This window comes from Lentzea sp. NPDC092896, assembly GCF_044754905.1.
In the GTDB taxonomy this organism is placed as follows: Bacteria; Actinomycetota; Actinomycetes; order Mycobacteriales; family Pseudonocardiaceae; genus Lentzea.
On record NZ_JBIVPX010000001.1, the window covers coordinates 270,264 to 290,390 of the forward strand.

17 protein-coding genes are annotated in these 20,127 nt (G+C 67.0%); 11 read left to right on the forward strand and 6 right to left on the reverse strand.

Translation table 11 applies throughout. The features are described 5' to 3' along the window. Window positions 1-69 precede the first annotated feature (69 nt). The gene (locus ACIQF0_RS01705) at window positions 70-192 is read right to left on the reverse strand and encodes a hypothetical protein (RefSeq protein WP_401023419.1); all 123 of its coding nucleotides are present in this window, start codon (window positions 190-192) and stop codon (window positions 70-72) included. Between the two features lie 114 nt (window positions 193-306). Between ACIQF0_RS01705 and ACIQF0_RS01710 the strand changes: the two genes are divergently transcribed. Further along, entirely contained in the window at window positions 307-1,407 is a 1,101-nt protein-coding gene (locus tag ACIQF0_RS01710) for a hypothetical protein (RefSeq protein ID WP_401023421.1), read from the forward strand. After that, complete coding sequence (locus ACIQF0_RS01715) at window positions 1,404-2,021, forward strand: HD family hydrolase (protein ID WP_401023423.1); 618 nt, start codon at window positions 1,404-1,406, stop codon at window positions 2,019-2,021. Before ACIQF0_RS01710 ends, ACIQF0_RS01715 begins: the two co-directional genes overlap by 4 nt. Before the next feature lie 503 nt (window positions 2,022-2,524). Here the strand turns inward: ACIQF0_RS01715 and ACIQF0_RS01720 are convergent. From ACIQF0_RS01720 to ACIQF0_RS01735, 4 genes are all read right to left on the reverse strand, one after another. Next, complete coding sequence (locus ACIQF0_RS01720) at window positions 2,525-3,487, reverse strand: NAD-dependent epimerase/dehydratase family protein (RefSeq protein ID WP_401023424.1); 963 nt, start codon at window positions 3,485-3,487, stop codon at window positions 2,525-2,527. A 26-nt stretch (window positions 3,488-3,513) separates the two neighbouring features. After that, on the reverse strand, window positions 3,514-4,743 hold the full coding sequence (locus tag ACIQF0_RS01725) for a DUF6545 domain-containing protein (RefSeq protein ID WP_401027646.1): 1,230 nt from the start codon (window positions 4,741-4,743) through the stop codon (window positions 3,514-3,516). A gap of 83 nt (window positions 4,744-4,826) precedes the next feature. After that, window positions 4,827-5,267: a hypothetical protein gene (locus ACIQF0_RS01730; RefSeq protein WP_401023426.1), complete on the reverse strand. Its 441-nt coding sequence runs from the start codon at window positions 5,265-5,267 to the stop codon at window positions 4,827-4,829. A 65-nt stretch (window positions 5,268-5,332) separates the two neighbouring features. Then, entirely contained in the window at window positions 5,333-6,106 is a 774-nt protein-coding gene (locus ACIQF0_RS01735) for a hypothetical protein (RefSeq protein ID WP_401023428.1), read from the reverse strand. A 317-nt stretch (window positions 6,107-6,423) separates the two neighbouring features. Here ACIQF0_RS01735 and ACIQF0_RS01740 point away from each other — a divergent pair, with 317 nt between their 5' ends. From ACIQF0_RS01740 to ACIQF0_RS01750, 3 genes are all read left to right on the forward strand, one after another. Beyond that, the gene (locus ACIQF0_RS01740; RefSeq protein WP_401023429.1) at window positions 6,424-7,641 is read left to right on the forward strand and encodes an MFS transporter; all 1,218 of its coding nucleotides are present in this window, start codon (window positions 6,424-6,426) and stop codon (window positions 7,639-7,641) included. Window positions 7,642-7,817: 176 nt separating this feature from the next. After that, window positions 7,818-9,308, forward strand: a complete 1,491-nt coding sequence (locus ACIQF0_RS01745; RefSeq protein ID WP_401023431.1) for a diguanylate cyclase — start codon at window positions 7,818-7,820, stop codon at window positions 9,306-9,308. Window positions 9,309-9,843: 535 nt separating this feature from the next. Then, window positions 9,844-11,043, forward strand: coding sequence for a cytochrome P450 (locus ACIQF0_RS01750; protein WP_401023433.1), 1,200 nt, complete (start codon window positions 9,844-9,846; stop codon window positions 11,041-11,043). On the opposite strand, the gene ACIQF0_RS01755 is transcribed toward ACIQF0_RS01750, so the two are convergent. Beyond that, entirely contained in the window at window positions 11,003-13,495 is a 2,493-nt protein-coding gene (locus ACIQF0_RS01755) for an ATP-binding protein (RefSeq protein ID WP_401023435.1), read from the reverse strand. The genes ACIQF0_RS01750 and ACIQF0_RS01755 overlap by 41 nt on opposite strands. A gap of 635 nt (window positions 13,496-14,130) precedes the next feature. Between ACIQF0_RS01755 and ACIQF0_RS01760 the strand changes: the two genes are divergently transcribed. The 6 genes from ACIQF0_RS01760 to ACIQF0_RS01785 all read left to right on the forward strand — a co-directional run bounded on the left by ACIQF0_RS01760 (window position 14,131) and on the right by ACIQF0_RS01785 (window position 20,071). Next, window positions 14,131-14,979, forward strand: coding sequence for a hypothetical protein (locus ACIQF0_RS01760; RefSeq protein ID WP_401023437.1), 849 nt, complete (start codon window positions 14,131-14,133; stop codon window positions 14,977-14,979). A gap of 39 nt (window positions 14,980-15,018) precedes the next feature. Then, a complete protein-coding gene (locus tag ACIQF0_RS01765) occupies window positions 15,019-15,345 on the forward strand; it encodes a hypothetical protein (RefSeq protein WP_401023439.1) in 327 nt (108 codons plus the stop codon). 59 nt (window positions 15,346-15,404) lie between these two features. Beyond that, complete coding sequence (locus ACIQF0_RS01770) at window positions 15,405-16,034, forward strand: hypothetical protein (RefSeq protein ID WP_401023440.1); 630 nt, start codon at window positions 15,405-15,407, stop codon at window positions 16,032-16,034. After that, entirely contained in the window at window positions 16,031-17,401 is a 1,371-nt protein-coding gene (locus tag ACIQF0_RS01775; protein WP_401023442.1) for a hypothetical protein, read from the forward strand. The genes ACIQF0_RS01770 and ACIQF0_RS01775 overlap by 4 nt, the downstream gene beginning before the upstream one ends. Further along, window positions 17,401-18,894, forward strand: a complete 1,494-nt coding sequence (locus ACIQF0_RS01780) for an SCO6880 family protein (protein ID WP_401023444.1) — start codon at window positions 17,401-17,403, stop codon at window positions 18,892-18,894. Before ACIQF0_RS01775 ends, ACIQF0_RS01780 begins: the two co-directional genes overlap by 1 nt. 82 nt (window positions 18,895-18,976) lie before the next feature. Beyond that, window positions 18,977-20,071 carry a hypothetical protein gene (locus tag ACIQF0_RS01785; RefSeq protein WP_401023445.1) on the forward strand — a complete coding sequence of 365 codons (1,095 nt, stop codon included), beginning with the start codon at window positions 18,977-18,979 and terminating at the stop codon, window positions 20,069-20,071. The last annotated feature ends 56 nt before the right edge of the window (window positions 20,072-20,127 follow it).

The following is a 20,127-nucleotide window of genomic DNA, read 5'->3' on the forward strand; positions in this document are numbered from 1 at the left end:
CAGTTCATCCACAATGGACAGGATGCGTCCTCGAAGGACGTGGTCGCCCCATAAAGCGGGGCCGAGCTCTCACTGCGGTTGTGTGCCACAGGGTGGTGAGGCGCGGGAGGCCGTCGACAGCGCCGAGCGCGGATCGGTGCTCTCGACGGCCGAGGCTGTCTCGGCCAGCATCGGGCATGGGAGCTTGCTCACCGAGTCACCTCTTCTCGATCCAGGGCTGCCATCAGCCCACTCGTGACAGTAGGTTGATCAGTGCTACACAGGGAGTGGCTGGCAGTACAGGTTTCGGGAAGGGAGGTGCCGCCGGTGAGCGTCGACCCACGATGGACCCTGACCAGCAGTCAGGGTGGCCTCTCCCGGCACGGCTACGGCATCGTCACCGGCGCCGTGTTGCGCCTGATCCGCAAGCTCGTCCTCGACGTCACCCAACGCCAGTTGGCCGACGAACTCGGCGTCAGCATCGACATCGTCGCCGCGTGGGAAGTGGGCCGACGGCCGTTGACCAACACGCGCGCCGGCGACTTTTACCTACACCGGCGAACCATGCTCCGCATGGGCGCAGACCAGGAACGACTCGCACTTCTCGATCAAGCGGTCGAGGTCGACGTCATCCTGGCTGAGATCACCGAGCCGACCACCCCGACCGTGCTGCACCCGCTCGCGACCAGCGTGCCCGACCGCACCATCACCGAACTTCTCGCCTGGCTGCTGACCGGCCGTCCGCCGCGCCAACTATGGGAGCCCGGCAGCCCAACCACACCGCTGCTGACATTCGCCGAGCAGGAAGAACTGGCCTTGCACTTGCGGGCGGCGGCCGACCAAGCCCCCAACAGCGAAGCCGGCGCGATGCTGCGACGACAGACCCACTACCTACTCACCCACCACTCGGGATCCCGCGACTGGCTCCACGACGCAGCCGCACACGAACGACGCGGACGCTCCGACTTGACGCTCTGGACACCGGACTGGTCACTTCAGCGATCCCACGCCGTCACGTCGTCGATCCAAGGCGACCCGACAGCACTGATCAGATTCATCGAGCAAGGCCTGAACAGTGACCAGGGCATCGCAGCGAACCTCACCTACTGGGCGTACTGGACCGGCGAGCTCCGCAACGGCTGGATCTCAGACAGCCAGATGATCAGTACGAGCCTCGACGCCTGGTCAGGAGAGCAACTCCTCGACTCGCTGACCGACTCACTGGCCGATTCGCCCTATCAGGACCTCTGTGCGCACTCCCTGTGGGCGTTGATCCAAGCCAAGCCCCACCTGATCCGCGCCAGCGCCACTCGTAGGGCTCATCTGATCACCACCCTCGACATGGTGTTGAGTACACGAGACGCCCTGACAGCCACCACTCGCGATCGACTAGGACAGGTCGCCTTCTTCGCAAGGAGCGCAACATGAACGCCGACTCGCAGGACGCCGCGATTGTTGGCTTCGCCTACGAGGCGGGACACCTCAAGCACGTGCCCCGAGCCGGCTGGCTCCAAGCCGGTGTCCGAAACCCGGAATCGGTTGCCGAGCATTCCTATCGGGTCGGCATCCTCGCCTACATGATCGCGGTGCAGGAGGGTGCCAATCCCGACCGCGCCGCGGCTCTCGGGCTCTTCCATGACGTGCCTGAAGTTCGAACCGGAGACGTTCCCAGCGTCGGCAGGCCTTACGTCACCATCGCAGACCCACGGAACGTTGCTGCTGACCAGATCGCGAGCCTCCCGCCTGAGCTCGCACATCACATCGCCGCCCTGATCAACGAGCACGAGAACGCCAAGATCGAGGGAGCTACGCTCGAAGCCCGGTGCAGCCGCGACGCCGACAAACTCGAATGCCTGCTTCAAGCGCGTGAATACCAAGCCGCTGGAAACACCCAAACGCAGCCCTGGATCGACACCATGGTTGCCGCCGTCACAACCGAAACCGGAAAACGCCTGGCTGCGGCCGCACAGGAAGTACCGCCCAACGTGTGGTGGGAACAGTTCGCTAAGTCGTACGGCGCGCCCAAAGCTACTGGACGATGACGTCTCGCGCTCAGATTGGTCGACGTTCACCGCCGGTACCCCACAAGGCCACTCCTGACGAACTGCTGGCCGATTTACGCGAGGCTCGCCAAAGTGACTCCGACAAATAGCCCGTCCTTGAGGCCTGGCTGGAAGCATCGCGACCGCGGAACTCACGAGTTCGCCCGCCAACTTCACCGGTCCGTGCCCTCGGCAGCCAGCCGAGCGAAATCGCAGGCGAGAACTGACTCCAGGATGCCATGGCCTGCGCCGCTCGCCGCTCCTCGCCCCGGCACTGTGCGAGACGGCTCAGACTTGGCGGTGATCCACCCAGCTGACGCGACGCAGTCCAGGCTCTGCACGCCGCACTTCCTCTATCCATAACAGACTGACCGCGACTGCAGACTCCGTTGCCACGGTTGTCTTCTGCGCAGTTACGACGCGATGTTCTGACACCTGAGCGGCGCCAGAACATCACTCGTAGATTGACAGCCGCACACACGCAATGGTCGCAGATACGAAGATCAGGCTTGTGCCTTCTGGCTGACGGTCTCGGCCAGCGCGCTATCAAGATCCGTATCATCGATCTTGAGCTCAGGCACACAGGCCTGGACGAACATCTCGCTGGTGTACAGCCGTGCGTAGTACTTGTAGTTCAAGCCTGTATCGACACCCCGGAGGCAGTCCAGAAACCCGTTGTAGCGCATCAGGGCACGTATGGCGGGAGCGGGCAGGTGGCGGACATTGTCCGGGTCGGGGTGGCCGGCAAATCGAGCCAGACGTGACACCAGCTCGACCCAGGTCAGGTTCGCTTGTGCCACAGGGAACTTCCCCACGAGCCGCGTTGTGAGGGCGGTGCGGGTGGCGACGCCGATCGCGGATGCGGAGACGACCGCGGTGCCGCCGGGGGGTGCCATCAGCGGTAAGCGGGTATTGCCGCTGAGCCACGGCACCATGTAGGCGAACTGGCTCGGCCGGTTTGGGGTGGCGCCGAAGACATAGGGAATCTCCAGCACTGCCACTGAGCAGTCTGGTCCGGCGGCGTCGTGTGCCTCGATCGCCTGGTTCACCCGGCTGGCGATGTAGGGATGGCGCTCGGGGAGCTTGAGCGCGGGTTGCTGGCGGTTGAGGGTGACGTTGTAGGAGCCGTGGATCACGGCGCTCGTGATGCCGGCGTACCGCGCGGCATCCATCATGCGGCTGACCGCTTCCACGTTGTGGCGGTGGAAGAAGGGGGCGCTCGGTCGCGGTGCCTGAGCGCGGCTGTCCACTCCGGCCGCGAACACGAGCGCCTTTAGCCCCTCGAGAACCGGGGCCCAATGTGAACGGAGCATGGTGCTCGCGTCGCCCTGGTGGAAGGTGACACCGTCTGGCAGGTCGTCGGGTCGGTTACGACCGAGGATGCTGACTTCGTGGCCGTCGCGCAGTAGCGCGTCGACGACGTGGCGCCCGATGTATCCGGATCCGCCGACGACGATCGTCTTCAAGCTGGTTCCTCCCCAGGTCACACGTGTCAGCGCGATGCTGACGCGCTGTCAATGGTCGAGTTCTTGATGAGTGCGGGAACGTGGGTGAGGACCTGTGCAACGACCGGGGACGAACGGGCCGTCTGCACCTCGGTCCACCATCGAACCTCGGTGGCGAAATCGCCCTCCTGGACGAGTCGCGAGGCCTCGACGACTGGCACGACCTCGACGCGGATGTTGGCTCCCGCGCGAGCGACCACGAAGCCCACTTCGAGTCGCGCGGCCTCGATTACCGCGTCGAGTTCGGGGCCGTCTTGAAGGCCTGCGTCGTGCCCGAACCGTCGCGCGAGTTCACTGGTGCCGGGAGGAACACGCAGGTGTAGGCGACCGTCACCTATCTCGATGCTTCGGTTGATCAGTCCTTTGTAGGGGTCGCGAATTCTCAGCATGTCCCGAAAGTTGGACGATGGCGGGTCGACCGCGAACCTGGGGGAGAGCTTGTGCAACTCGCTCCATAAAGGATAGAGCCTTCGCCGAGCCCTGTTTGCGTGAGCCCACACCACGACCTTGGCGTTCCTGATCCACAGAATCACGGCGGTCGCGCTGAGCCCGAACATCGTCAACAGGCCGGCGATACCCTTGACCGGCGTCTCGACGATGTTCTGTGTCCACGGCGGAACCACACCCAGTAGCAGTGCCCCGTTGTAGAGCACTTGATGGGAGGCCATGCACAGACCTCCGATCTGGCCCAGCGCGTTGGTGTTAAGGCCCATCGCCAACCAGCGCGTTCCTCGGGATTTCCTGACCCAGCGCCAGCCCAGGCGGCACACCACAACGTTCATGACTGCCGCGAATGTCATGGAGAGCATGTATGCGAGCGGCGCGAAAGAATCGCCGGGGCCACCGGCCTGATATCTCCCATCTGGGCCGATGTCGTAGTCACGCGATGTCGGGTTCATTGCGAACACGACGATCATCGCGAGCGTCACGGCGATGTAGATCAGCCATACTCGCCGCGCGGTCCGCACCGCTGTCTCCCGTTGCACTGAGAACAGGTAGAACATGTACACGAAGATCACGGTGCTGTTGCCCAGCGACATGGCAATCGGCCAGTAGAGCCGCATGCCGTCGATCTCCAGCAGCGTCGTGAAGGGGGGAATGACCACGATGTACGACACCGTGGCCACCACGGCGGCCGCGAGCAGCGACTTCTTGGCTGAGGACACCGCCCATGGCTCGTCGATGCGTCGTTTCCAGCGGCGAAGGTGCGCGAACACGGCCAACGCGGAAAATATGAGCGCGAACCCAGTCACACCTACAAACAGCATCGCTGATCCCCCCAGATGTCGATGTACCGCGGTTAGTCGATGTCGGCCAGCGCTTCCCCAAGCGACTGCACGCCTTCTGGATCATCCGAGTGCGGTGGCCGATGCAGCGTGCCCCCGCCTCGCACGGCTAGCACCATCTCGCGGCCGAAATCCTCCGCGTCGGACTCCTCAGTCGTCTGGAGGTCGACGCGGCACTGGACCTTGCCAGTGTCGGTATGTCCGAGGCAGTAGTGGCCCAACTCGTGCATGACGACGGCGAACTGGTGCACCGGTGTAGTGGTGTCGTCATAGAAGATCTGCAAGGAACGCGGCAGGTTGACGATCAACCCCGTGATGCCGGCCTCCACACGCTGATCGGGTGTGAGCTCGGAACTCAGCGGTCGAAGGTCCACGTGTTTGCCCAGCGGACCGGTCAGTCGTCGGACGAACTCAGTCAGATCCCACGGCTGAGGAACCTCGACCTCGGAAAGCAAGGATCGAACAAGCCGGGCTATGCCCTGGCGATCGTGGTGGCCCCCCGCACCTGATCCCATTTGTCTCACCGGCTCTGCTCATCGGGACCATCGTCCGCGGGGCCGAGGGAATCTCCTGAGTGGCGGGAGTTCACCGGCGCCTCGGGCGGTTCGGCCGTCACCACCTGCGCGTCGTAGCCGCGCGCGGCGGCGAGCAACGTCGCCAAGGCACTGCGCACAGTCTGGGGAACGTCACTGTCGCTGTCTGATGACTCCAGCGCGCGCTGCGCGAACGCGATCGGTCCCTCCTTGCGGAGCACAGCAGCGAGAGTCACGGTCTCGCTCACCTCCCCATCGTCCGCGACGAAGTACTCGACAGGAACGCCAAAGTACAGGGCGAGCTTTCTGAGCACGCTGATCTGAACGTCCGGCATCTTCCCGGTCCGGATGCCGAACAGGAGGTACTCGTTCTCCTCGATGGCCGCCGCGACATCAGCGTCGGTCACCGGCTGGGTGGTGAAGGCGGATCGCTGTTCATAGAGCCGTTCGAGTCGCTCGGCCAGCGGAGCGGCCCGGTCGAGCACCCCGTTCTCCGGGCCGTTGGCCGGAGCGGGGACGTCGCTCGGCCCCAACAACTCGTCCCGGTGGACACGGAAGAATTCCGTGAGTCCCAGCACGAGGGAGATGGTCGGGTTGTCGCGCTCTCCACGCCTGAGCATCCCGAGATACTCCGAGCTGCAGGTCTTCCCGGTCGTGCGGACGATGAAGTCCGACACCTCCTGGTACGACGGCTCACCCATCGGCACGACGGCATGGCGATCCTCACGGAGTCGATCTCTGGCAGCCTTGTTCCTCGGCACCTGACACGCGCTCCACACGCGGTTTAACCGATCGGCGAAGGTGCCAGGTTCCGGCTCGGGCGTTCTTCTGGCGGGCATGGGCAATCCCCCGTCCCCGCATCGCTGGATGTCGCAGTCTAACTAACCCCAGTGACCTCGCGATACGGATGACTACAGTGCGTCAGCGTTGTCGTGCGTGGCTTCAGCCAGTTTCACACACAGTCACACGATTAGTCCATTGGTGTTTCATCCGGCTCAGGCTTTACGTGGCAATGTCTAACTGATCTAGCCTCGGCTGGGTTGTCGGGCGAAGTCAGTTAGACGTTACGGGGGGCCGGGTGGGACGGGGCAGAGCTGCGCGCCCGAACCTGGGGCCGGAGTTCCGCGCGCTGTGGTACGCCGAGGCCACTTCGGTCGTTGGGAATCAGCTCGCGAAGGTGGCCATCGCGCTCTTGGTGCTCGACCGCACGGGATCCGTGGCGTGGAGTGGTGCGATCTACGGCCTGATGCTGCTCGCGCCGCTGGTCGCTGGGCCGGTGCTGACTCCGCTCGCGGATCGCCTTCCACGCCGCGAGGTGATGATCGCGAGCTGCGTCGTGCAAGCCGGCCTGGTGACCGTGATGGCGCTGCCTGGCGTGTCGGTGATCGTGCTGGCTGCCGCGGCAGCGGCGGTCGCGGGTGTGCAGGCGCTCTACGCGGCCGCGCGGGGGGCGGTCGTGCTCGATGTGGTCGGCGCGGAGTACCACAAGTCCGGACGCACCCGGCTGATGCTCGTGCGGGAATGGGGACAGTTGCTCGGTTTGGCGGCGACGGCGGCGGTGATCGGCGTGATTGGTCCGACGGTCGCGCTGGTGCTGGACGCGGTGAGCTTCCTTGTCGCCGCCGTGCTGCTGCGGTGCGGGCTGCGCTCGCGCACAGCGGCGCGCACGATCCCCGCAGGCGCGCCCACGGGCAAGCGCGCGTCGTCGTCGGGGACGTTGTGGCGGGTGCTGCGCGAAGATCGGCAAGCGCGGCTTATGGCGATCCTCTTCGTCTTGATCGGTTTCACGGCGGTGCCCGACGGCCTCGCGGCCCCCTTGGTCGCGCAGGCACATGGACCGGAAAGCATGGTCGCGGTGCTCCTAGCGGCCGACTGCGTGGGCGTGATCGTGATGGGGCACTGGCTGGAGAGGCAGTCCTCGGAGCGACAGCGCCGCCTCGTAGTTCCGCTGGCGCTGCTGTGCCAGGCGCCCCTGGTCGCGTTCGCCTTCCAGCCGCCACCGCTGATCGCGGCAGGGCTGTTGGTCGTGTCCGGCGCCGGGTCTGCCTACTACAGCGCAGCGGGCGGCGAGATCACTGAACGAGTTCCCTCTGGGTTCACGGGCGGCGCCAACGGCCTGCTCAACACAGCCTTGTCCGCGGGGCAAGGCGTCGCGGTGCTCGCGGGCGCCGCCGTAGCCCAGTGGGTGAAGTCCGCCTCGTCGGCGGTCGCTCTAGCAGGAGCCGTCGGCTTGGGAATCGCAGGACTGAGTGTCCTGCTTCTCCGCCGGGAGGTGTGCTCAAGCCAGGTGAGGTGAGAGGAGCTCGAAGCTCAGAATTCGCGGTCGCCGAAAGGCATGGCGGCACCTCCTGCTGGGGGGCTGGAAATGGGGGGCAACAAGAGATGGTCAGAACTCACGGTCACCAAGAGCGGGCACAGTCGTCACCTCCACCGGGTGGGCGTCCCAGGGCGCGCGACAGCGCTGACAAACCGGTGGGCAACCGGCCGCCGCTCGCACGAGGGATCACATCGTCTTCAGGCGCGATCAGTCTCTCGTGTGCGCGGCTGAAGCGGTACATCCGATGGGTGATCGATCTGCAGTCGATGCAGTGGGCACTGTGGAAGAACCCGTCGGCGTTGGTCGTGTGGCTGCTCGCCGTTGACGTCGTCATCGGCGTGTGGGCCGCGGTGACCAGTGCTTTCGCGGTCGTCCGCGTCGAGGATCTGCTGCGGTTTATTCCGCTGGCGGCGTTCGCGCTGGCGCACGTCATCGCGACGCGCGAGCCGGAAGAGCGACGTCGTGACGCCGCCCGAAGGGGCGAACACGTCGACCAGACCAGCATCTGGTTGTTCACCGCCGCGATCGTGTCGCCGGCGCCACTGGTGCTTGCGCTGCTGTTCGCCCTGCGCATGGACCGCTACCGGTACGCGCGTAAGGGCCTTCACAGGTTCGTGTTCACCACGGCGGCGATTGCGGCAAGCGTGCTTGGCGTGTACGCGGTGGCGCGGTGGACGCCTCTGCACGCGTGGATGACCGGTGTGCGAGCGCTGCCGATGACCGCTGGGGAGCAGGTCACCGCCGCTGCAGCGATGGCGGCCGCGCTCGCGGTGTACTTCCTGGCCCAGGCGGTGATCGTGGGTGTCGCCCGCGCGCTGGTGATCAGTGGTCGTAAGACTTTGGTAGACCTCGTCGGTGACAGCGGGACGAATCTGTTCATCCTGGTCACGCTGTTCATGGCCGCGATGGCGAGTGCTCTGGTCTCGGTCAGCTGGGCACTGGCGGTGATCATGGTCGTGGTCGCCGTGCACTCCACCCGCACTCACCAGCGCGTTCAGCAGCTGAGCAGCGACTTGGAGCAGCGCACCAACGATGCGTTCACCGACCGGCTGACCGGCCTACGCAACCGGCACGGCTTCGAACCGCTGGTGGCTCTCGCGCTCACGACCGATCAGGCGCTGGGCAACGACACCGCCTTGCTGTTCATCGACATCGACTGGTTCAAACGGGTCAACGAAGAGTTCGGCCATGTCGGCGGCGATGAGGTGCTCGCCGCGGTGGCGCGCAGAATCCGCGCGAGTGTCCGGGACAAGGACGTGGTCGGCCGGTTCGGTGGTGAGGAGTTCATCGTCCTCTTGCCTGCCACCGGCAGACAGGACGCGCTCGCGCTGGCTGAGCGCATCCGTCTTGACGTGGCGAGGTTGACGATCGAGGTACGCAAGCCCGCCGGTGGCCAGACGCACACGATCAATCCGGACGGTCTCGCTGGTCAGGGTCGTACCGTTTCGATCGGCGTGGCGCTGGCGCCCGTGCACGGATCGACGCTGGATGTTCTCGCGGATCGCGGTAGCCATGCGGTCCTGCGCGCCAAAGAACTCGGCCGCGATCGCGTCGTCGTCGCGGCGGACTCAGGCCCCGCGGTGCCTCCGCAGGCTGGGCTGGCCGCGACACCGACGGCGTCGCTTCTGGAGGCCGCGGAGCGCTGATTCGCACGCTGGTTCGGTTCGGGGCCCGGTAGCGCTGCTGCCGGGCCCCGAGTCGTCGTCGGCGGACGCGGGTCGGGGCACGTAGGCCTGCGGGCGTTCGACTACGAGAAATCAGTGGTTGGCGGGGTCCATATCCGGCAGATGACGGATGGCGCGCACGGCGGGGTCCGAGTCAGGCTGTGCGAGTCCCTAGGGGCGGATCACGGTGAGCGTCAGCGAGGCGTGGCAATGCATCGCGAGCATCGTGATCCACATGGGGGGACACCGGAGATGGGCCAGGTGCCGCGATCGGGCAATCGCGGAACCGTCAGGCCGATCGGGGGAGGTGCGGGCCTGTGCAGGCTCCGAGGGATCACTCACCTGCACAGGCCTCCTCGTGGCGAGGCACGAGCCACCGCGACGGAACTTCCCTTTTGTTCACTGCTGCTCGTGCGCCGATGGGCAACGGCCACGGCAGAACGTGACCCGGCCGGCACAGGGGGCCGGCCGGTTCCAAGGGGGATGCATGACGGAGGTCAGAGACGTTGCCGCGAGCATGTTCGCGGACGACGTGTGGAGCCGCTCCGAGGAGATCTTCGCGGATCTGCGCGAGCTGGGTGCGGTGCATCGGACGCGTCTGGCGAACGGGGTACCGGTGACGCTGATCGTGCGGCACCGCGAGGCGCAGGCGGCTTTGCTGAACCCTAGGCTGGGCAAAGACGCCGACGAGTTGCGCGAGGCGATCAGCACGGTCATGGCCAGCGAGCAGCGCCACGTCTCGTTCAGCGGCATGTACATGCGCAACATGCTCAACTCCGACGCACCCGAGCATCGGCGCCTGCGCAAGCTGGTGTCGTCAGCGTTCACCCCGAAACGGGTGGAGGCGTTGCGGCCCGGCGTAGTGGAAATGGCACAGTCTCTTCTGGACGCGGCGCAAGCACGGCATCAGGACACTGGCAGGCCGATGGAGCTCATGGAGGAGTTCGCGATCGCCTTGCCGGTGATGGTGATGTGCGAGCTGTTGGGTGTGCCGCACAGCGATCGGCTGCAGTTCAGAATGTGGACTGAGCACCTGATGCGCGACGAGCCGGAGTACACCGAGCCCGCCTCGAAGGCGATAGAGGACTACTTCACCCGCCTGATCCCGTCCAAACGGGACAGTCCAGGCGAGGACTTGTTGTCAGCGCTGGTGTCGGCATCGGTCGACTCTGACCAACTCAGCACCGAGGAGCTGCTCGGCACTTCTTTCCTGCTACTCGTGGCAGGGCACGACACCACCGTGAACCTGATCGGCAACGGGGCTTTCTGGTTGCTGCGGCATCCTCATCGATGGCAGCAGCTGGCGCGAACGCCGGCGCTGGTGCCGCGTGCGGTGGAGGAACTGCTTCGGCTGGACAGTCCGGTGCGTGCCGCCTCACCGCGCTTCGCGCGCGAGGACATCGACATCGCCGGCACGACCATCCCTGCTGGGGACATTGTGCTGATCTGCCTCGGCTCGGCCAACCGCGACGACGAGCAGTTCCCCAACGCTGACGACATGCAACTCCCGCGCGAGATGAGCGCCCATCTGGCGTTCGGGCACGGCGTGCACTACTGCCTGGGTGCCGCTCAGGCACGCATGGTCGGCCATGTCGCGTTCACCGAGCTGGTGACCCGGTTTCCCGGTGCCAGGCTGGCGATCGGGCTTGAGGATGTACGCCGGCGGGCCAGCTCCATCATGAGCGGTCTTCAGCGGCTCCCGGTGTGGTTGCAGTGATGGCCACGGGGAGACGTCTGCCTGCCATCCACGCCGCGACCTGCGCCCGGCCGGACAGGCTCAGTTTCTTGAGCAGGCTGCGCACGTGGGACTCAACGGTTCGGGTGCCCACGTGCAGTCGTGCACCGATCTGAGGGTTGGTCAGGCCCTGCTCGACCAGCAACGCCACCTCCCGCTCGCGATCTGTGACGCCCTTGCGCGCAAGTTCGACCATCGCCTGATCCAGGGGCCGGAGATCCTGTTCGTCGGCGGTGAACACGGAGATCCCGAACTCAATGGCCTCATTCGGCGGAAGGGCGGCACCTCGTGCGTAGGCGGCTGCGCAGGCCGACTCGCTCAGCGTGGCACCAATCGTCGTCATGGCTGTTGCGCGTTGGGCCGCGAGGGCGGGCAAGCGTTCAATCTGCGCGCCGGTGTCACGGCGGACGCTGTCGGCCGCACCGGCGAGCTCGGCGGCGAGCTCAGGTCGGTCAGCCGCCGTGGCCCAGCTCAGGGCATCCAGCGACCACGACGGTCCCCAGAGGTCTCCGATGTCGCGCTGAATCCGCAGGCCCTCCTTCGCGAGCAGCCGGGCTCGCTCACGTTCGCCGCGCTGCAAGCAGGCCATCGCGAGACTGAAGCGCGCCCATCCTACTGATTGCGCCGACTGAGACCGCTCAGCGAGAGCCGTCACCTCGGTCGCCAGTCGCACCGACAGGTCGGGATCGTCGTGCATCAGCGATGCCGCAACCGCGGCGAACATCCTCGGCATGAAGGCCTCGGTCGGATCGCCCGCCGCGTCGAACTCGGCGGCCGCTAGCTCGAGCCACCGCAGTGCCTCAGGTTCCCCCGTCCCCAGCAACAGGTGCGTTCCGCGCAGGAAGCTGTAGCTGGCCAGAGCGAACGGGTCTGCGCTGGCCTCGGCGAGGTCGAATACTTCCTGGAAGCGCTCTTCGGTCAGCTCCGCGCGGCCCTGGCAGATGCCGATCCAGTAGAGCTGTGTCAAGGCGATCGCACGCAAGCCCGGCGGCACGTTTGGCAGCGCGACCAGGTAACGCAGCAACCAGTCGCGGCCCTCGGAAAGGGTGCCGAGGAAGAACCAGCCGCGTCCGACGGTGAGCATGGTCGCGACCTCCAGGCCGCGCAGCGCGGCCGCGGGCGGCGCGGACAGTGCGAACGCCATCGCCGCACGCACTTCGGGCATGTCAAGCCTGAGCCGGTCCAGCAGGACCGTCTCGTTGGGGGACAACCAGTTCTGCGCTACCTCGACGACCCGGTCACGGCAGTGCAGCAGGTGCCGGAGTCGCACCGCTGTGTCCTCATCGGACTCAGCCAGGCGACGAGCGCCGAAGGCCTGCAAGGTCTCGAGGAGCCGGTAGCGAACTTTCCCTGAGCTGCGGTCGATCGACAGCACGGAGTGGTGCACCAGGTTCTCGATGAGGTCGAACACCTGCCCACTGGCCAGCGGCTCGCACAAGGTGACAGCGTTGGGGCCCGGAGCACCATCGCCACCGACCAGTTCGAGGACCCGCTCATCGGCGATGACATCGGTACACGCGACGGCTTCCGCGGCGTCCAGGTCGAAGGCGCCGGAGAAGACCGACAGCCGTCGCCACAGCAGGCGTTCCGCGTCGGAGTCGCAGTTGTCGTAGCTCCATTCGACCGGCTGCAGGAAGCGTCCCTGCCGGATCAGTTCCTTGCGACGCGCGAGCAGCGTGGCGGGGGAGTAGGTACTCATCGTCCCGGCGATGAGTTCGATATTCAGCGGCAGACAGCCGAACGCCGCGCACAACCGGGCGACGTCCTTGAGTTCGTCTTCGGCGATCCGATGCCCTGCGGCGGCGGAACGCTCACGGAACAGGGTGATGGCCTCGCTGCGGTGAGCGGCTTCCGGCGACCATGACGGCGAGCCCGGATCGGGACAGGACAGTGGCTCCACGGGCACCGCGTGCTCGTCGGGGCCTCCCAGGCGGTGCTGGCTGGTGGTGAGGATCTTCAGCCCCGGCGCTTCGCGGAGAAGCATGGCGACCAAGCGGCGCACAAGATGCACAACGTGCTCACAGTTGTCGAGCACCAGCAGCAGTTGTCGGTCGCGTACATGTTCGAGCAGCCTTGCGATGACCGGCTCATCCGAGTGGTCGCGCAGGTTCAAGGCGTCCGCGACTACCCAGGACAATGCGCCGATCGGGTCGACGGCTTCGCGGGCGCCCGCTGAAGCGTCCGTGCCGGCCACGTCCGTGCCGGTGTCCCCGGCCAGCACCCGTAGATCGGCGAGATACACGCCGTGGGTGAACGCCCGCTTCATCGTGGACGCGACCCGCACGGCCAGGCGTGTCTTGCCCACACCCCCAGGTCCGGTGAGGCTCACCAACCGTTCGCAGGCCACCAGTTCACAGGCGTGCTCCACCAAGCCGGTGCGGCCCACGAACGACGTTGTGTCAGCAGGCAGTCCGCGCGTAGGCGCGGTGGTCACGAGTCCTCGTGTCGGCGACGCCATGACCCGTTAGCCCGCACAGTTGCTGACATTCGGCGCTGTGCGCAGCGATCCGCCTGCCTCGCAGGCCTGGCCATCGTGATCACGTCTCGTGGTGGACATGTCCAGTCGCCCCCTCGTTTGGACCAAGACGTCGGGCCCCCCACAGTCCCCGCCGCGACGACTTCTGCTCTTCGTACACGTTCCGTGAACAAAATGCACTGTCTAACTGGCTGAATACTCCATTCGAGTGATAATCTAACTGAAGTCGGCATCGCGGCTAGCGCTCACCGAGAGCGACGATGTAGACATCAACAGGCCCCCATCCAGGGGGGATGGCGGTAACGCAGTGTAGTTGACTGGCGATCGGGCGGCGACGCTACGGCCGAACGGTCTACTGTCGAAGGATGGTCGCTGTCGAGGTCGAACTGAGTTTGGCAACGGTGAGTGACCAAACGATCTAGTGCGCGGGCAGCCTGGGCGGGGGGCTGAGGCGGTCCGCGGGCGGGTCAAGCCCTTCGAGCATTGCGTTCCCGTGATCGGGGCGCTGACCCCAGGCGGGTCCGGACCGGTTCGCGATCAAGCGCCAGTCTCGGACCCGTCTGGGCCCTGCGACGCCTCACGGGTGACAGCGCGTGCCGCAGGGTTCTGACCAGGCGAGTGCTGCTTCGGACGAAGCGGTACCCAATAAGCAGTCCGTCGTATCGGCCCATCCGGGCGGCGGTGACCTCGACGCCGGTGACAGCGTCGGGCAACCGGTGTCGGGGGGCACGGTGACGGATGGGCAGTCGGCTTTCGATCCGCTGGTGGTCGCCGGCGTGGCCGGTGGTGTGGGCACATCCACCTGGGTCCGCCTCTGGGGCGCGGCGCACGGCCCCGCGTACGGGATCACGATCGCCGATACAGGCCACTACACCAACGGGCGCGTCAACGCCGAGCACGAGCATTCCGCCAATGGACGCGTTGAGGTCCTGGTCAGTTCGAACACCGCGGCCTCGACCAGCCGGATCGGCCCGACGCTGCACACGTTGCACCAGCTGGCCCGCCACCATGGCTACCACCAGCCGCCGCCGGTGCTCGTCGTCATGCACACGGTTCCCGGTGTGGTGTCCACGCTCAAGGCCGACCTGATCACCGTCGCGCCACATCTCACCGCGATCCTGCGTGTGCGGCACAAGCAGGACTGGCTCGGGATGGCGCAGCCGCCAGGCGACTCGTACCCGCAGCACAAGGACATCGTCGAGGCCCTCGACGGGATGCGCGACGCGATCGTGGCGATGTACCTCGGCGGGCCCACCACCTCTCTGTCGCCATCACCAGCGGCGCCCCAGCCCGTACAGATGCGTGGAATGCGGCACCAGCTCCCCGCGCACCGACTCGGCCCAACTGGTGGGCACCCGGCGATCCGGGCCGGTCCGCCGCCCTCTCAAGCGTCGGTCTATGGCGCTCACCACGTCGCAATGCCCCGCGGCCGACTTGGCTGATCGTGGGTTCCGCAGCGAGGTTCCGGGGGGAACGTCCACATGTCGACCTTGCATCTGTTCGCACAGGCACTCGATCTCTTGGCCATGCAGCCCGGTGACCCGCTCGACGGTCTCGACCCGGCTCCGTCAGCACCGCCAGGGCCGTTGAAAGAGGGCGCGGAGACGCTGTTGTCCTGGGTCAAGTGGGGCGGCCTGTTCGGCGCGGTCGGGGCGGGGGTCGCCGCCGGGATCATGATGGCGATCGGCCGTCGCAACAGGAACACCATGGCGATCGACGGCGCGATCAGCATTCCGTGGATCATCGGCGGCATCGCGTTGATCCTCGGTTCGGCGTCCCTGGTCTCGTTCTTCGTGCCGTCGCAATGATCACCGAGTCTCGCCCACGTCGACCTCGCGCACGATGGCTTGTGCTCGCGGTGCTGCTGGTGCTCACGACTGTCAGCGGTGTGTGGCTGCTTCGGGACAAGCCACAGGCCGCGTCGTCGGGTCCAGTGGAACTGGTGCCACCACCGCCGTCGACTGCACCGTCCTCAGTGGATCGTTGTGCGGTCGAGTGGTTCAACGCGCCTGACCTGACCAAGGTGCCGCGCTCGGCCTGTCATGGCCCGCGCGACACGGGCGGCGGGCGAGCCAAGGGCTTCTCCCGCGACGAGCGCGGCGCGGTGTTCGCCGCGATCAACCTCTCCATGCGGCTGTCGGCGGCGGCCGGCCCTGCGGTCTACGGCCCAACATTCGCCGAGCAGACCGTGGGGGACGGGCGGTCCGCGATCGCCGAGCTCGCAGGAGAGTCGACGACCGCCCGCCCGGCCGAGGTTCGGCCGACCCAGTGGTGGTCGCGGGTCAGTGCCGGGGATCCGGCCGGCGACCTGGTGGAGATCGAATTGCTCGCCGCGACCGCGCAAGCGACGGCTAGCGGGCAGTTCGCACAGCTCACCGTTGTGCTGCGCTGGAACGGCGGCGACTGGAAGGTCCAGTTGCCGCGCCGCCGCGCACACGCGGCGTCCAACACCAACGGCTTCACCTCTCTGGGGGCGATCCCAGGAGCAGTGTCGTGACGCCCGCGATCCTCGCGCAGGCCGACGACGAGTGCGGCGCGCTTGACATCGGCTGCAACGTCGGCGGCGCCGTCGGCAACTGGTTCACCGAGCAGGTCAACAATCTCGCGGCCAGCGCGGTGGAGACCTTGACCTACGCCTTGACCTGGTGGACCGACGAGGACCGCTCGTCGATGTTGCAGGAGCCCGCGATCGACGAGATCCGCGGCCTGCTTCTGTTCGTCGGCATGGTCCTGCTGACTGGCGGAGTCATGTGGCAGGGCGTCCAGATGATGATCAAACGCAAGGCCGATCCGCTGGTGACCACCGCCATGGGGCTATTGAAGTTCCTGGGCTGGTCCTCGCTCGGCACGACTATCGCGCTGTTGCTCTACCAGTGCGGTGTCGTGCTGTCGACGCAGGTTCTGAAGTCCAGTTTGGACGGTTTCCCGGAAAAGCTCTCCGGTGCGATGACCGCCTACATGATGGCCAATCCGACCAGCGGCCCATGGACGATCTTCTTCATCGCGGGACTGCTGTGGGTGCTCGGGCTGGTGCAGTGGGTGCTGGGCTACCTCAAGGTAGGCGCGCTGGTGATCCTGCTGGCGCTGCTGCCCACGGCGGCCGCCGGGCAGCTCACCGAGTCCACCAAACCCTGGCTACCCAAGACGCTCTCATGGAGTCTGGTGATCGTCTGCTACCAGCCAGTCGGCACCGTGGTCTACGCAGTGGGCTTCAAGTTCACCAGTGACGGCCAGTCCTTGGGCACGGCGTTCACCGGGGTGACCACGGTGGGACTCGCCACCATCGCAATGCCAGCGATGTACCGGTTCTTCTCCTGGGGCGGGATGTCGCTGGTCTCCGGCGGCGGCTCCGGCAGCGGCGTCGGCGCGGCGATGGCCGGCGGTATGTCCCAGCTCGCACAGGGCCTCGGCTCCGGCGGCAACGCGATGACCCGCTACATGGATCAGAACGGCCCGGCCAGCAGCACCGGTGGCAACAGCGGCGCACCGCCCTCGGTGGAGTCCGCCCACCAGGGCGACGGCTCCTCGGGTCCCGCCCCGAACCCCCAAGGCCAGACCGGCGCGCCGAGCGAGCCCGGCGTCCGAAGCGCCAACCAGGGCAGTGCCGGTACCAGCGCTCCGACCGGCAGCGCGGTCACCTCGGCGGTCGGCAGCGGCTCGGCCAGCGGATCGGCTGAGACAGCGGGAACCGGCGGCTCCGCCGCAGTGGGCACCGCCGGTGCGGGCACCGCCGCAGCAGGCGCTACACCGGCGGGCGCGGCGGTTCTGGCGGCGCAGGCAGCGAAAGACGCCGGTGGCGCTGTCACCGGCGCCGCATCGAACTCATTGACCAGCGGCTCCAGCACGTCAGGGGACTCGAACTGATGACACAGATCAGAACCTATGGAGGCTGGCGACCGCGCCGCGGTTTCGGCATCGGTCGGTTGAGCGAGATACAGACCGCGGTCGTCGCAGGCTGCGTCTTCGTTCCCCTGGGGTGCTGGGTCGCGATCGCGACGTTCCACCTTCCGCTGCTGTTGCTTCCGATCGCGCTGGGGGTGGCACTCGTCTGCGCGGTGCTCACCTTAATCCCGCACCGTGGCCATGGCACCTCACTCGGCGGCGCCTTGGTCATCACCGCCCGCACGTACACCGCTCGCCGCAAGGGCTGGAACACCTGGGAAAGCGGGGTCCTCACCAAGCACCCTCGGCGCCATGAGCTGCCCGGAGTGCTCGCGCCGATCATGCCACTGTCCACACGCGACGGTCTGGGTCAGCCGTTCGGCGTGCTGTGGGACCGCCGCACCGGACGGCTGACGGCAGGCGTGCGGGTCGCGCCGATCGGCACGGTCCTGGCTGATCAAGACCGCACCGACCTGTGGATCGGGAACTTCGCCGCGTGGCAGGCCTCGCTGGGCTACGAACCCACGATCGACTGGGTCACGATCGTCGTGGAGTCCGCACCCTCGTCCGGCACCGAACTCGCCGACTACGTCGCGGACAAGCTTGACCCTGCCGCTCCGGCGATCGCGCGCACGACCATGACCGAGATCGCCGACGCACACCGGGGAGCCACCGCCGACATCAGTGTGCGCGTGAACTTCACGTTCTCGCCGATGCGGGCCCGGCCCCAGCCGCGCGATGACGCGGAACGTGTCGCCGAGGTCAGCCGGGCACTGTCCGGTGTGGAAGGTGATCTGCCGCTGTGCGGGGTCGCCACGCTCGGTCGTTCCACGGCCGCGCACTGGACGCGTTGGCTGCGCAGCGCCTACGACCCTGACTCGCGCGGAGAGCTCGCTCGGCTCGCCGAGACGGACCACCTGCTCGCCTGGGCTGACGCCGGTCCGGTGGAGTGCGAATCGCTGCACGACCACTTCTGGCATGGGTCCGGCTGGTCGGTGAGCTGGGCGATGGCCGACCTGCCTAACCAGCAGGTCACCTCGACGGTGCTCGCGCCGCTGGTCACGCCCGGCCGCTACCACCGCCGCGTCGCTATCACCTATCAGCCCTACCCCGCCGACGCCGCCGCCGAGGTCGTCACGAAGGAGGCCTCCGGCGCGGGTTTCCGGCGTCAGCTGCGCCGCCGCCGCGGCGTCGACGAGACCGCCCGCGACCGCGCCGACGAACAACGCGCGGTCCAGGCGACCGAGGAAGAGGCCCACGGCGCCGGCGTCGGCCTCTGGGCCATGTACGTCACAACCACAGTGACCGATCCGCGTGAGCTGCCTGACGCGATCGCGGACCTCGAGTCCCGCGCCCGCAACGCGAAGCTGCGGCTGCGCAGAGCGTGGGGCTGGCAACACGTGGCTTTCGCGGCCTCGCTCGGGGTCGGGGTCTATCCGACCGAACTCGCTCGCCGAGGCAGGTGGGCGCGGTGAACCACCACCGTCTACCGCGGCCTGACCGTCGCCGTTCTCGCGTTTCTGCCGCGCTTTCGCGCATCACTTCCAAGGGGACACCATGGGCACATCCAGTCAGCCGTCGACGTTCGTGCCAGCTCGTCGGGTTCATCTGGTCGGGTCGCTGCCCCAGCCGCTGTGCGCGGACCCTACGACCGCGCTGCGCTGGCAGCTCGACACCGTCGGCGCGGCCAGTCTGCGTTCGCTGGTCTGGGAACCTGACCCGAACTGGATCCGCGACTACGTGCTCGGCCTGACCTCGGCACGGTGTCTGCAGGTCCGGCGGGGCGGCAACTACGCCGACTACACCGACCCCCGCTACTACCGGGTGCGGCGGGGCTTCGAGCTCGATGCGCAGGAGCTCGCGCTGGGTCGGGAGCATGCGCTGGCCGAGGCGATGGCGGTGCGCGAGCAGCTTCTGTTCGAGTACACGCCTGACCTGCTGCCGCCGCAGCAGGTCGGCGTGCCGCACGCGCTGGATCTGGCGCTGTTCACGTTGGGCAATCCGGCCGCGGTGGTGCATTGGATGCGGGTCTTCCAGACGGTGGTGGCGCGCGAGGTTTCCGCGTGTGCCTACAAGTGGGGCACGGACTTCGAGGTACAGCTGGAGTCCCCGGCGATTCTGGCCCTGCTGCATCGCGCGCCCGCATGGGCACGGCCGGCATTGGCGCGCAGGCTCGCGCGGCAGGTCGTCGATCTCCTTGCCGAGGCACCGCACTCCATCCGGTGGGTGGTGCACCTGTGCTATGGCGACCTGGACCACAAACCTCTGTTCCAGCCTCGGAATCTTGCGCCAGTGGTGCTGTTCGCCAACGCGCTGGCCGACTGGTGCGACCGCCGTGAGGTGCGGGTACCGCTGATCCACTTCCCGATGGCGGTTGGTGAGGATCCGCCGTCGCAGGACGTGGAGTTCTATCGGCCGCTGCGCCGGCTGCACCGCGACGTGGGGGTGATCGCTGGTCTGGTCGCCGAACACCACCGCGAGGAGACCGTCGCGGTGCTGAGTCTCGTTGAGGCGCTGCTCGGCGGGCCCGTCACCGCGATCGCCGCCGCATGTGGCCTGGGCCGACGCCCGGCCGACGCCGCCATCGCCAACACCGTTGTCGCCCGCGACATCGCCGTCATGTGGGGGCTCGATGCGGTGAGCAGCGGCTAGCCAGGTCCATCCGCGCTGTCCGGGGGATCTGGCGCGGATTCACGCAACACCGTCTG

Excerpts from the sequence above, each read along its gene's own strand:
- ACIQF0_RS01785 (WP_401023445.1), top strand. The coding sequence starts at position 18,977 with ATGGGCACATCCAGTCAGCCGTCGACGTTCGTGCCAGCTCGTCGGGTT.
- ACIQF0_RS01765 (WP_401023439.1), top strand. The coding sequence starts at position 15,019 with ATGTCGACCTTGCATCTGTTCGCACAGGCACTCGATCTCTTGGCCATG.
- ACIQF0_RS01750 (WP_401023433.1), top strand. The coding sequence starts at position 9,844 with ATGTTCGCGGACGACGTGTGGAGCCGCTCCGAGGAGATCTTCGCGGAT.
- ACIQF0_RS01780 (WP_401023444.1), top strand. The coding sequence starts at position 17,401 with ATGACACAGATCAGAACCTATGGAGGCTGGCGACCGCGCCGCGGTTTC.
- ACIQF0_RS01715 (WP_401023423.1), top strand. The coding sequence starts at position 1,404 with ATGAACGCCGACTCGCAGGACGCCGCGATTGTTGGCTTCGCCTACGAG.